A 13,306-nucleotide genomic window follows, 5' to 3' on the forward strand; every position below is an offset into this window, starting at 1 on the left:
CAACATTCTGTTCTTTTTTGAACTGATCAATGCTTATGATCTTTCTTCTTCAGATCCATTCCGCATTTGCTGCATTTACCGGGCTTGTTACTTTTAACATCAGCATGCATAGGACATACATAAGTTTTTGCCACTTCTGTTTTTGTTTTCTCTTTTGATTTCACCAGGTCCATTCCGCATTTGCTGCACTTGCCGGGTTTGTCACTTGTAACTTCAGGATGCATGGGGCAGCTGTAAGTTTTCATGACCTCGGTTTTCATTTGTTCTTTTTTCGACATGTTCAGGTCCATACCGCATTTACTGCATTTGCCGGGCTTGTCGCTTGTAACATCTGCATGCATGGGACAGCTGTACGTTTTTGTTACATCTTTCTTCATCTGTTCTTTTTTAGAAAGCTCCAGTTTCATGCCGCAAACCGGACAGTTGCCTGGTTTTTTTGCAGCAACAGAATCATGCATTGGGCAGGTGTATAATGTAGGGTGAGGCCCTTTATCTTTCTTGCCTGCTTTTTCCTGGGCAACTATGTTTACAGAAACGATGGTAAATACTGCCATCAACAGTAATTGAAACGTTTTCATGTTGTTGTTTTTTAAAGTGAAGAATAGAAGCGGTATATATGCAAATACCAATAGCCCGGCAACATGATTGCCCGGCTTATACAAACGAAAAGAATTAAATACGGAATGTGCAGTTGCGGATATAAGCAGCTAATTGCGGACTTCGTGGAGGTGCGTTGCTTAGAGGGAATTGTTCTGTTACAGAAGGAATGACAACGAGGTTGTAAACAGGATGCGATACAGGTATAGCTGTTGCTAATGAAAGTGTAAGTTCAAATGCGGCTGCAGTTTTCTGATCTTTTTCAATTTTTAATTGCTTTTGTTCATCTTTACAGCAGCCGTTCTTGCCCTTACCATCTTTTTCCATCCCGCAATTGTTGCAGGTGTTCTTCTCATCATTGTGGCCAATACTCCAGTCCACCAGTTTATCCATGCAATAATGCATTTGCAACGTGGCTCCGCTGGAGGTGCTGATGTAGAGAAAAGATAATATGGCTACTACGAGCTTTTTCATCTGAAATGCTAAATTACCAACATTTCTTGCGAATCGGTATGAAAATGTACTGACAATAGTCAGTTGGCTTGAATTTTAGAGTTTACTTGTATTAATTTTTACACTGATTATGCATGCACGACAGTTACATTCAATTCGGGTTTATCCAGCAGGAATGCGGCCATCTCATCATTCATTTCAAAGCCTTTCTCTACCGTGTACATGCCCACTTTCCAGTTATCCTTTGGCTCGTATAAATTGAATTTCAGATTGCTCTTGCCGGGATTTTTCTTTACGTTCTTCTCCATAAAGCTTACCATCTCTTCGGTGAGGAAACGTGGTTCAATATCAACAATGAGTTGTTTGGTCATGGTACGTTTTACTGTTTCAAGCAACAGCACCTGGTTGATCTTGAATTCAAAGTCATCGTCTTTGTTCCAGCGTGTTTTAAATACACCTGTCACAAACACAACTGCACCGGGAGTGAAATGATCTTTGAACTTGACGAAGTCTTCACCAAATAAGGCGAACTCTGTATTGCCGGTGTAATCTTCAATCATACAAATGCCAAACTGCTTTCCTGTTTTGGTTACACGTTGGTTATGTGAAGTAACGAGGCCAGCTAAACGAAATGTCTGGAATGGATTTGCATGTAACAGAATGGCTTCTTTAAATTCATTAAAATCACTAAGCGGTGTGATCTTGTAATGTTGCATTTCAAATTTGAAATGATCTAATGGATGTCCGCTGATAAAAATGCCCGTGATCTCTTTTTCATGATCCAGTTTTTCTGTTAATGTCCACTCTTCACAGTTTACAATTTTTGGTGTAGGAATTTCCATCATCATACTTTCACCAAACAAGGTGTTGGTATTGCTTTGCACATTCGCCTGGAAACGGTTGCCGAAGTTGATGATACGTTCCAATGTGTTTACTGTATCACCCGGCATCACATGAAAGTATTGTGCACGATGATATTCTTTGAAGCAATCGAATGCGCCGCCGTACACCAGACTCTCCAGTGATTTTTTATTAACCGTACGTTGGTTGACACGCTTGATAAAATCAAACACATCTTTATATGGTCCTTTCTTTTCACGTTCTTCAATAATACTGTCAATGGCTGCTTCGCCTACGCCTTTTAATCCACCTAATCCAAAACGGATCTCACCGGCTTTGTTCACTGCAAAACCATTTTGTGATTCATTGATATCAGGGCCAAGTACTTTAATGCCCATGCGTTTACACTCTTCCATAAAGAAGGTGATCTTTTCAATGGCACCGGCGTTGTTCAACACCGCACTCATGTATTCGCCGGGATAGTGTGCTTTTAAATAAGCTGTTTGATAAGCTACAAACGCATAACAGGTAGAATGCGATTTATTGAAAGCGTATTGTGCAAACGCTTCCCAATCGGTCCATATTTTTTCCAGTTTATCTGCTGGATGCCCTTTTGCAGTAGCACCATCAATAAACTGTTTTTTCATTTTATCCAGTACTGCTTTTTGCTTTTTACCCATTGCTTTACGCAGTACGTCGGCATCACCTTTACTAAAGCCACCTAATTTTTGTGCAAGCAACATCACCTGTTCCTGGTAGACAGTAATACCATAAGTTTCATTAAGGTATTCTTCCATTTCAGCAAGATCATAGCTGATCGCTTCCTTTCCATGTTTACGATCAATAAAGTTGGGGATGTAGGCAATAGGGCCGGGACGATACAAGGCATTCATCGCAATCAAATCACCAAACTGATCGGGCTTTAACTCACGCAGGTACTTTTGCATACCCACACTTTCAAACTGGAACGTACCAATGGTAGAGCCATGTTGATACAGTTCAAATGTTTTCGTATCATCCAATGGAATATTGTCGATTTCTATTTCTACTCCATGATTTTGTTTGATGAGCTGCAAGGCATTTTTCAAAATGCTCAATGTTTTCAAACCAAGAAAGTCCATCTTGATAACACCTGCATCTTCAATTACACTTCCTTCAATTTGTGTTAACCAGAGTTCAGATTCTTTCGAAGTACAAACAGGGATTAAATCTGTGAGATCTCTTGGTGCAATGATGATACCTGCTGCGTGAATACCTGTGTTTCGAACAGACCCTTCTAAAATTTCTGCTTCATGCAAAATTCTCGAAGGCAAATCATCGCCGGCATAAACCTGCCTGATCTTTTTCACCATTTCCAACTCATCAGGACCAAAGGCTTCCTTCTCTGCTAAACTTTTTTCGCCGGTGAACGGTGCATGTAACACTCTCTTCAACGAAACACCTGGACGTTCGGGAACCAGCTTCGATAAAGCACGGCTCTCAGCCAATGGCAGATCCATTACACGGGCAACATCGGCAATACTACTCTTCGCTGCCATGGTGCCATAAGTGATGATCTGCGCCACCTGCGCTTTACCATATTTATCAACGACGTAATCAATTACTTTTTGTCTTCCTTCGTCATCAAAGTCCGTATCAATATCCGGCATTGATTTACGATCAGGATTCAAGAAACGCTCAAACAGTAGATTGTATTTAATAGGGTCGATGTTCGTGATGCCGATACAATAAGCCACCACACTTCCTGCAGCTGAACCACGACCAGGCCCAACAAACACACCCATATCACGACCGGCTTTAATGAAATCACTAACGATCAAAAAGTAACCGGCAAAGCCCATTGTTTTAATGGTGAACAATTCAAAGTCTATACGTTCTCTTGTGGTTTCTTCTATTTCATGATAACGTTCTTTTGCACCGATATAAGTAAGATGTTTCAGAAACTCCCATTGATTCAGGTTGGCATCATCATGCACCTGGAATTCTTTTGGAATAGGGAAGGCCGGAAGCAGAATATCTTTCTTCAGATTAAGTACTTCGATCTTATCAACGATCTCATTGGTATTGTCGATGGCTTCGGGCACATCTTCAAATACCTTTTTCATTTCTGCAGTAGTCTTGAAATAAAATTGATCATTGGGAAACGCAAAGCGTTTGTTCTTCACATTCACATCATCATCAGAAAATTCACGCAGGGCAGGAGTGCTTTGTTTTTCGCCGGTGTTGATACACAACAAAATATCATGCGCATTGAAATCGGTTTGATCCACATAATGCGAATCGTTACTTGCAATAACTTTTACATCATACTTCTTTGCAAACTTCAACAGCACCGCATTCACTTTATCCTGCTCGGTCATGCCGTGGCGCTGTATTTCTACATAATAATCTTTCTGGAAAATATTCAGCCACCACTTGAATTCGTTCTCTGCATCTTCTTCACTTTTATTCAGGATCATTTGTGGCACCATGGCACCAAGACAACAGGTGGTTGCAATTAATCCTTCGTGGTATTTATGAATGAGTTCTTTATCAATACGTGGATACTTGCTGTACATGCCTTCTATAAAACCAAGCGATGTAAGTTTTACAAGATTTTTATAGCCCTGTTCATTCTTAGCCAGCAATACCTGGTGATAACGATGATCCCGCTGTTCTTTGCTGAAGGTTTTTATATGCCTGTTTTCGGTTAAATAAAATTCGCAACCAACAACGGGTTTTACTTTCAAAGAACCATCTTCATTTTTATGCTTGTAAGCTTCGGCCACAAACTGGAAGGCTCCAAACATATTACCATGATCGGTGATGGCCAACGCCGGCATACCATCAGTAATGGCTTTATTGTATAATGAACCGATGGAAGCGGCTCCATCGAGCAGAGAATATTGCGTGTGAACGTGTAAATGGGAAAATTTAGTCATAGTCAGGCGTCAAATTTCGTTGTTCTCAATCGAAAAAAAGCGAATAAGAAATCCACAAAATGAACGTTTTAGATAAAACAACGGGTGAAAATTTGTCAGCAATCCCTCAATAGCTATCTTTAACGGATAGACGATTTGGCTCGTTTCTTGATGAAAAGGGGCTGCGTCGCTACTTTTGCGCCGTTGGATAAATTCAATACCATGATTAGACATTTGCTTACATATCTGTCTGCCATATTACTGCTCACCAGTTGCAGTACGGTAAAGAATGCGTTTCAGCCGAAACAGTCTTCAACCGCATCCGCAACAGTTGAAGAAAAAAATGAAGTGCGACCTGAATACAAACGTGTACGCACAAGTTCTTCTACATCAACTCCGCAATCAAGTATTTTTCAAACAAAGGATGTTGCTTCTTACAGCTCATCACTCGAATTATTTTCGCTCTCACAGTTCAAATATGCCATCCGTTTAGATGTGCCGGTTGAAACAATCCAGAACAAATCATTATACGAGTTGATCGATAACTGGTGGGGTACGCCTTACCGTTTAGGCGGCACTACACAGAAAGGGATCGACTGTTCTGCTTTTGTACAAACATTGATGATGGGTGTTTTTGCTATGCAGTTACCACGCACGGCCCGTGAACAGAAAGAGATGGCTTCGTGGATACCAATGGATGATCTGAAGGAAGGTGATCTGATATTCTTCAATACACGTGGTGGTGTGTCGCATGTAGGCGTGTACCTGCATAACAATAAGTTTGTGCATGCATCCACATCGGGTGGGGTTATGATCAGCGATCTGAATGAAACCTACTGGAGCCGGAAGTTGCTGGGAGCAGGGCGGGTATTACAAAATAGTTCACCCAAACCATAAACATTATCTTTGTAACGAACCTGGCTTCAACTTGACTTGAAGCCTTTTTTATTTGAACAAATAGATATTCCATATTTAAATACAGGTTGATGAAATTTCACAGACTGTTGGAAATATGGCATACCTCGCCCAGATTTAATATATGTTGACGAAACGCATTATTCCCTGTTTAGATATTAAAGATGGCCGCACGGTAAAGGGCACCAACTTTGTTGACCTGCGTGATGCCGGCGATCCTGTTGAACTGGGTGCCTTGTACGCCCAACAGGGTGCAGATGAACTGGTGTTTCTTGATATCACCGCTACAGTTGAGAAACGCAAAACCTTAAGCGAATTGGTAAAGCGTATTGCACGTCATGTGAACATCCCATTTACAGTTGGCGGTGGCATCAGCACTGTGGAAGATATGAGCGTACTGCTCAATTCCGGTGCTGATAAAGTGAGTGTAAATACAGCGGCTTTTAAAAATCCTCAACTCATCAATGATATTGCATTGGCTGCAGGCAGTCAATGTTGTGTACTGGCAATCGATACCAAGAAAGAGGAAGACGGCGAATGGTATGTGTACCTGAATGGTGGCAGAACCAAAACCGAGATGAAATGTATTGATTGGGCCAGGCAGGGTGTTGATCTGGGTGCAGGTGAAATTCTGCTCACCAGTATGAACAACGATGGCACCAAGCAGGGTTTTGCATTGGATATTACTAAGAAACTGTCGGTTGAGTTACCAATTCCGGTAATTGCCAGCGGTGGTGCCGGAACAATGCAGCATTTTGCAGATGTTTTTGAACTGGCTTACGCTGATGCAGGATTAGCTGCAAGTATTTTTCATTTTAAAGAAATTGAAATTGCTGACCTGAAAACATACTTGAAGGAGAGAAATGTTGCGGTAAGGATTTAGCTTTGCGGAGCAAGACAATAGAGATACAGATAACACGGGTAAATGCGGATTAAACGGATTTGATTTAGATCAGTAATATCTTTTCAATCGGCGCTATTAGTGTTTCAATCAAATAAATAATAAAAATCAACACGTTGAAACCAGATTTTTCGAAATACCACGATGGACTGTTACCGGCCATCATCCAGGATTATAAAACCAGTAAAGTATTGATGCTTGGTTTTATGAATAACGAAGCATTTATTAAAACCGAAGAAAGCGGCAAGGTGACATTTTATAGCCGCAGTAAGCAACGACTTTGGACAAAGGGCGAAGAAAGCGGCAACTTTTTAACCGTAAAACAGGTGTTGCTCGATTGCGACCAGGATACCTTGTTGATCAAAGCTGAGCCGGCTGGTCCAACCTGCCATACGGGTGCCGATACCTGCTGGAGCGAAAAAAATCACAGCGACGACTTTTTATCGTATTTAGAAGAGATCATCGAATTGCGCCGGAAAAGTACGGACGGTAAAAGCTATGTAAAAAGCTTATTCGATAAAGGCATCAATAAAATTGCACAGAAGGTGGGGGAAGAAGCAACCGAAATTATTATTGAAGCAAAAGATAATAATGAGGAGCTTTTCTTAAACGAAGGAGCAGATCTGCTCTTCCATTTTATCGTTTTATTAAGGGCGAAAAATGTTTCTTTGCAGGATGTGATCTACGTTTTAAAACAGCGTCATTCTCATTCAGATTAATACTATGAAATCTATTTTAACGATATGTTTGTCGCTTGTGTTTGCGCTGCAACTGCAGGCACAGCAATCCTTTCAGATCAAGGGAGCCATCAGAGGTGCCAAAGAAAATGCAAAGGTGAGTTTGCGTATGGATGGTCAGGATACCGAAGCACTTGCTGAATCAACAGTTAAGAACGGCAAGTTTGAACTGAAAGGCAACATCACCGAAACAGCACTCTATGTGTTGAGTGTTGAAGGTGGTAAACAGAACCTTGGAATTTTCCTTGATCCGTCTGTTGTAACCATAAATGCCCATGTTGATTCTTTACAAAAAGCTGTGGTAAATGGATCAAAAACGAATTATGATTTTGTACGTTTCCGTCAGCAGTTCGACCCTTATTTTATGAAGCTTGATGGTTATGGTAAGCAATTGCAAAACCCGGCCATGCAAAGCAAACAGGATTCTATTTACAATCTTGTGCGTAATCTTGTAACCGAGATCAACAGCACAGCTGATGCTTATATTCAGAAAAATAATCAATCGCCTGTAACACCTTTGTTGTTGTATGTGATCTATAGTGTGTTTCAGCAGCCTGATGTGTTAGACTCTAACTATGCAAAGCTTTCTGAAGTGGCGCAAAAGAGTTTTTATGGTCGCATGGTGGGTGGCATTGTAAAAGAAAATAAGATCGGTGCTATTGGTACCGAAGCCATTGACTTTACACAAGCTGATACATCGGGTAATCCAATATCACTTCAATCGTTTCGTGGCAAATATGTATTGGTTGATTTTTGGGCGAGTTGGTGTGGCCCTTGCCGCATGGAGAATCCAAATCTTGTTGCTGCATACAACAAATTCAAGGCAAAAAATTTTACGGTGTTAGGGGTTTCACTTGACCGTGACCGCAGCAAGTGGCTGGAAGCAATTGCACAGGATGGCCTTGCATGGACACATGTAAGCGATCTGAAATTCTGGAGTAACGAAGCAGCACGTATTTATAAGATCACGTCTATACCACAAAACCTGTTGATCGGCCCCGATGGAATGATCATTGGTAAAAATCTACGTGGAGAAGAACTTCAGGTACGATTAGAAGAATTGTTCAAATAAAGTAAGCATGAAAAAATTGTTGACAGTTGTGCTTGTATTTGCTTTTGTAAATGCAACAGCACAAGAAAAAAAATTTACTGTAACAGGTACTTTGCCGCCTGCAACGAAGAAGTACAATGTATTGCTGAGCTGGAATAACGGCAACGGAGCCGAAGAAGCAAAAGTGGAAAACGGAAAGTTCACCATCAGTGGTGAGATTGACGAACCTGTAATGGCCACATTGATGTTGCAGGAAGCAAATCCACCGGCAGGTAAAGGATTTGACATGACGGAATACCGCCGCAGCAACCTTACTCTTTTTCTTGATGAAGGAACCATCACCATTGTTTCAAAAACATGGTTGAGCGAAGCCGAAGTAAAAGGCTCAGCTATTGTAAATGATTATTACAAATACCAACAGCAAACAAAAGGGTTAAAAGAACTGGAAGATAAGATTGGTGATGTTTATTATGAATATAACAAAGCGAAGAACAGCACAGCTGCCAATCAGTTGATGGAAATGTTCAAGGTTCACCAGGAACTGATCCACGCAGAACAGTTGAAGTTTGTAAAAAACAATCCGTCTTCACCTGTTTCTTTGTACATGGCGGAGCAGGCTCTGGGTTTTGATATGGATGCAGCGAAAGGAGAGCCATTATATTTATTGCTGAATGAAAACCTGCGTAGTTCGGGGAAAGGGAAGCGTTTACAGGAAATGATCAATGTTGGAAAGAAATCGATGGTTGGCGTAGTAGCTGCCGATTTTACACAACCAACTGCTGATGGAAAGAACATTTCACTCTCATCGTTTCGTGGTAAATATTTATTGGTTGATTTCTGGGCAAGCTGGTGTGGTCCCTGTCGGGCGGAAAGTCCAAACCTCGTGAAGGCATACGAAAAGTATAAGCCAAAGAACTTTGAAATTTTTGGCGTTTCACTCGATCAAAGTAAAGACAAATGGTTAAAAGCAGTTAAAGATGATAAGTATACCTGGCCGCAAGTGGGTGATATGAAAGGATGGGAAAATGCAGCCTCACAGCAGTTTGGCATTTTAGGTATTCCGTTTAATATGCTGCTTGATCCAAACGGTGTGGTGATAGCAAGAAATTTAAGAGGCGAAGCGTTGGAGAAGAAGCTGGAAGAAATATTGAAGTAAAGAGACAAGACGCAAGAAAGAAACTCAAGAAACAAGTTACAAGTATAAGAAAAGCCGGTGTTCAAAATGAACACCGGCTTTTCTCTTGTGCCTTGAACCTTGAATCTTGTTCCTTGGTTCTTGTGCCTTACAATTTTATTTTTTTGCTTCCACAGTTGATTTCGGATCAAAGTATGCTTTACTGTAATTGGCTCCCCATAGGTCATAACGTTTAAACTGAACAAGCAAACGTTTTTCAAAATCGGCAGCATTACGTTTTTCTTTTGCTGTCCATAATACTTCACTCAATGCAGCCATGCGGGGGAAGATCATGTATTCAATTTTACTGCTGTTGTTCATGTATTCGGTCCATACATTGGCTTGCGCACCACGTACATATTTCGCCTGCGACTCAGGTAATTCTTTTGGAATTGGCTCATACGTATATACTTTTTGTACAGTTGTAAAACCTCCAATGGTTACTGAATCTTCATTTGCAGTTTGTTTATGATCGAAATACATGTGACTGCCCGGTGTCATGATAACATAATGATTTTCTTTTGCAGCAGCAATACCGCCCGCTTCACCACGCCAGCTCATCACCTGTGCATTTGGTGCAAGTCCGCCTTCCAGAATTTCATCCCAACCAATAATTGTTTTACCCTTGGCGTTGAGGTATTTTTCAATACGCTGAATAAAATAACTCTGCAGTTCGTGTTCATCCTTCAGCTTCAGTTCTTTCATGCGCTTCTGGCAATTAGGGCATTGTTTCCAATGTGTTTTCGGACACTCATCGCCACCAATATGCACATATTTCGAAGGGAAAAGTGAGATCGTTTCATCCAATACATTTTCAAGGAACTTGAATGTTTCATCTTTACCTGCACAAAACACATCATCAAACACGCCCCATGTTTCCTGCACAAATTTCACACGGCCCTTTTGTGCCTCCTGTACTGTTTTCAACGAAACCATATTTAACGGAATTTCTGTTGTCCTGTTGGGGAAACAACTTAATGACGGGTAAGCAGCAATCGCTGCACTGCCATGCCCCGGCATTTCAATTTCCGGAATAACTTCTACAAAACGGCTTTTTGCATAAGCCACCACTTCTTTAATTTCTTCCTGTGTATAATAGCCGTCATGAGGTTTATTGTCGTTGCCTTTTCCGGGGTAACGACCAATGATGGTACCATTGCGTTTGCTGCCAATATTCGTAAGCTCAGGGTATTTCTTGATCTCAATACGCCATCCCTGGTCTTCCGTTAAATGCCAATGGAAAACATTGATCTTATGCAAAGCGAGATAGTCGATATATTTTTTTACAAATGATACCGGAGCAAAATGACGACCCACATCGAGATGCATACCACGGTAATCGAAACGGGCTTTATCAAATATCTTCACAAAAGGAATTGCAGCAGTTCCGTTTTGTTGAACAGGCAATAATTGAATGAGTGATTGTACTGCATGAAAAGCAGATTCATCAAAATTTGCTTCGATGCGGACACCGCTCTTACTTACGTTTAAACGATAAGCTAATGCACCACCTGTAGGCATGCGTGTTGAAGAAAAAACAATATCAGCCTTGCTGCCTTTTGCCTGCACAGCTTCGATGTTGTAATACTTTTTTAAGTATTCTGTTAGATAGTTGGTAACTGCATTTGCGCCATCACCATCAGGGAAATTGCTGCTCCAGGTAATCTTTTGTTTTAACGTGTACGTTCCTTTTTCAGGTTGTTTCATTTCGTATGGCTGCGGAATAATACTAATTTCCTGCGCCGAAACAATAAGCGAACAACTGACAAACATGATCGATAAAAACCTTTTCATCTGCTGGTTTGATTTTGTTTAGGGGTTATAAATAATGACTGAATTTATTTTAAAACAGGTAACACAATGTTTGATCCGTTCTTTGCATCGTGCCATATTTTGATGGTACTTTTGATGTAATCTTTTGCATTTGCTTCGTAAATATTTACAAACTGCTGCGGGTTACGATCTACTAACGGGAACCAACTGCTTTGAATCTGAATCATAATGCGATGCCCTTTTTTGAATGTGTGTGCCACATCAGGTAATTCAAATTTCACCTTCTCAACTTTGTTTGGAGTAAAAGCAGCTGGTGTTTCAAAACTGTTACGAAAGCGTCCACGCATTACTTCGCCACGCACCAACATCTGATAATCGCCCATTGGATAACTTCCGCCACCTAAGCGACCTGCTGCTGATGCAGAACCCGGATAACTGAAATCACTAGGGAATACATCGATCAGCTTCACCACAAAATCTGCATCAGTTGTTGAAATACTGGTAAGCAAATCAGCAATCACTGTTCCTGCAAGTGTAACATCTTCCGTTAAGATTTCTGTTTGAAAAGAAAGTACATCTGTACGGCGATTGGCAAAACGCTGATCATCGGTCATGTAAGCAATGGTTCTGCTGAAATGCACATCTTCTGTGTAGGGAACAGGCTTGGCAGGATCACTCACATACTCGGAAGAACTATTGGATGAAGTTGGTTTGTTCCAGCTCAAGCCGCCATTTGGTTGTAAGAACATCGGTGTCATTTTTACATTGGCAGCAGGCCATTGTGTAAACTTGCGCCATTGATTTTCGCCGGTGAAGAAAATCGTTGCTTCAGCAAGTTGATCAATATTCGCTTTGCCTTCAAGATGATGCATGAAGAAAGGCAATTCAATTTCATTTTGATAATAAGTAGAAGTGTTGCTCTCGAATTTTACATTACCTAAACTGGTGCCATCGCCTCTGCTCCACTGCCCATGATACCATGGACCCATCACAATACGGTTGTTATTCTTTGCCTTCTTTTCAATGGCTTCATACGTGCGCCATGCGCCAAAGCAATCTTCTGCATCAAACAAGCCACCTACAACAAGTGTTGCTGTATGGGTCGGTACATTGTTGACGAAGTTGCGGATGTTACGTGCTTTCCACCAATCATCATAATTGGGGTGTTTATACATCTCATGCCAGAAAGCAATACTGTCGCCAATAAGTGTTGCAAGATTTTTTGTAGAGCCGGCTTCTAAATAGAATTTATAAGCGTCTCTTGTTGGGAATTGAAAACCCGGCGAACCAACTGTTGTTGGTTTTGGACGAGGCTTGCCGAAAGATGAATAAAATGAAAATCCATCCATTTGAAAGAAGGCGCCGTTGTGATGAAAATCATCACCCATAAACCAATCGGTAACAGGAGCCTGCGGACTAACTGCCACAAGCGATGGATGATTACTCAATGCAGCAATGGTAGAATAGAAACCCGGATAGGAAATTCCAAATATGCCCACCTTCTTATTGTTGTTCGGAATATTTTTTGTCAACCAATCAATAGCATCATACGTGTCACTTGCTTCATCAAACTCAGTTCCTTTTTTGTTGGGGTTAAAGGGACGTACATCCATAAACTCACCTTCACTCATCCAACGGCCACGAACATCCTGGATAACGATGATGTAATTGCGGCGCATATAATAACGCCATTGATTATCCCAGAAAGCACGGAAGTTATTTTCACCATAAGGTGCACAGGAATACGGTGTGCGATTCATTAAAATGGGATGCGCTTCACTGTTATTCTTTGGTGTGTAAACAGCGGTGAATAGTTTAATGCCATCCCGCATGGGAATCATGATCTCTTTCTTTGTATAGTTATCACGTATCCACGCAGAATCCTGGAGGTTGAGTGTTTGCGAGCTGAGCGATAAAAAACAGAAGAGCGATAGTAGTGTGAATGCAAGTTTTCTCATGCTAACG

10 protein-coding genes are annotated in these 13,306 nt (G+C 41.1%); 5 read left to right on the forward strand and 5 right to left on the reverse strand.

Going from position 1 to position 13,306, the window contains the following annotated elements:
* Positions 1-26: 26 nt before the first annotated feature.
* The 3 genes from H4075_RS21675 to dnaE form a co-directional block, all read right to left on the reverse strand.
* A complete protein-coding gene (locus tag H4075_RS21675; RefSeq protein ID WP_182806081.1) occupies positions 27-578 on the reverse strand; it encodes a heavy metal-binding domain-containing protein in 552 nt (183 codons plus the stop codon).
* A 94-nt stretch (positions 579-672) separates the two neighbouring features.
* Entirely contained in the window at positions 673-1,071 is a 399-nt protein-coding gene (locus H4075_RS09035) for an HYC_CC_PP family protein (protein WP_182806083.1), read from the reverse strand.
* A 107-nt stretch (positions 1,072-1,178) separates the two neighbouring features.
* Entirely contained in the window at positions 1,179-4,811 is a 3,633-nt protein-coding gene (gene dnaE, locus H4075_RS09040; protein WP_182806085.1) for a DNA polymerase III subunit alpha, read from the reverse strand.
* Between the two features lie 201 nt (positions 4,812-5,012).
* Here dnaE and H4075_RS09045 point away from each other — a divergent pair, with 201 nt between their 5' ends.
* The 5 genes from H4075_RS09045 (at position 5,013) to H4075_RS09065 (ending at position 9,550) form a co-directional block, all read left to right on the forward strand.
* A complete protein-coding gene (locus H4075_RS09045) occupies positions 5,013-5,687 on the forward strand; it encodes a C40 family peptidase (RefSeq protein ID WP_182806086.1) in 675 nt (224 codons plus the stop codon).
* Positions 5,688-5,829: 142 nt separating this feature from the next.
* Entirely contained in the window at positions 5,830-6,588 is a 759-nt protein-coding gene (hisF, locus tag H4075_RS09050; RefSeq protein WP_182806088.1) for an imidazole glycerol phosphate synthase subunit HisF, read from the forward strand.
* A gap of 134 nt (positions 6,589-6,722) precedes the next feature.
* A complete protein-coding gene (gene hisIE, locus H4075_RS09055; protein ID WP_182806090.1) occupies positions 6,723-7,325 on the forward strand; it encodes a bifunctional phosphoribosyl-AMP cyclohydrolase/phosphoribosyl-ATP diphosphatase HisIE in 603 nt (200 codons plus the stop codon).
* Positions 7,326-7,329: 4 nt separating this feature from the next.
* Positions 7,330-8,415: a TlpA disulfide reductase family protein gene (locus H4075_RS09060; RefSeq protein ID WP_182806092.1), complete on the forward strand. Its 1,086-nt coding sequence runs from the start codon at positions 7,330-7,332 to the stop codon at positions 8,413-8,415.
* A gap of 7 nt (positions 8,416-8,422) precedes the next feature.
* Positions 8,423-9,550 carry a TlpA disulfide reductase family protein gene (locus H4075_RS09065; RefSeq protein ID WP_182806094.1) on the forward strand — a complete coding sequence of 376 codons (1,128 nt, stop codon included), beginning with the start codon at positions 8,423-8,425 and terminating at the stop codon, positions 9,548-9,550.
* Positions 9,551-9,685: 135 nt separating this feature from the next.
* On the opposite strand, the gene H4075_RS09070 is transcribed toward H4075_RS09065, so the two are convergent.
* Complete coding sequence (locus tag H4075_RS09070; RefSeq protein WP_182806095.1) at positions 9,686-11,362, reverse strand: beta-N-acetylhexosaminidase; 1,677 nt, start codon at positions 11,360-11,362, stop codon at positions 9,686-9,688.
* Between the two features lie 44 nt (positions 11,363-11,406).
* The gene (locus tag H4075_RS09075; RefSeq protein ID WP_182806097.1) at positions 11,407-13,299 is read right to left on the reverse strand and encodes a CocE/NonD family hydrolase; all 1,893 of its coding nucleotides are present in this window, start codon (positions 13,297-13,299) and stop codon (positions 11,407-11,409) included.
* Positions 13,300-13,306: the final 7 nt, after the last annotated feature.

Source organism: Lacibacter sediminis, assembly GCF_014168535.1.
In the GTDB taxonomy this organism is placed as follows: Bacteria; Bacteroidota; Bacteroidia; order Chitinophagales; family Chitinophagaceae; genus Lacibacter; species Lacibacter sediminis.

What these genes read in the sequence shown, in the direction of transcription:
- H4075_RS09065 (WP_182806094.1), top strand. Translation starts at nt 8,423, where the DNA reads ATGAAAAAATTGTTGACAGTTGTGCTTGTATTTGCTTTTGTAAATGCA.
- H4075_RS09035 (WP_182806083.1), bottom strand. Translation starts at nt 1,071, where the DNA reads ATGAAAAAGCTCGTAGTAGCCATATTATCTTTTCTCTACATCAGCACC.
- dnaE (WP_182806085.1), bottom strand. Translation starts at nt 4,811, where the DNA reads ATGACTAAATTTTCCCATTTACACGTTCACACGCAATATTCTCTGCTC.
- H4075_RS09075 (WP_182806097.1), bottom strand. Translation starts at nt 13,299, where the DNA reads ATGAGAAAACTTGCATTCACACTACTATCGCTCTTCTGTTTTTTATCG.
- H4075_RS21675 (WP_182806081.1), bottom strand. Translation starts at nt 578, where the DNA reads ATGAAAACGTTTCAATTACTGTTGATGGCAGTATTTACCATCGTTTCT.
- H4075_RS09060 (WP_182806092.1), top strand. Translation starts at nt 7,330, where the DNA reads ATGAAATCTATTTTAACGATATGTTTGTCGCTTGTGTTTGCGCTGCAA.
- hisF (WP_182806088.1), top strand. Translation starts at nt 5,830, where the DNA reads ATGTTGACGAAACGCATTATTCCCTGTTTAGATATTAAAGATGGCCGC.
- H4075_RS09045 (WP_182806086.1), top strand. Translation starts at nt 5,013, where the DNA reads ATGATTAGACATTTGCTTACATATCTGTCTGCCATATTACTGCTCACC.
- H4075_RS09070 (WP_182806095.1), bottom strand. Translation starts at nt 11,362, where the DNA reads ATGAAAAGGTTTTTATCGATCATGTTTGTCAGTTGTTCGCTTATTGTT.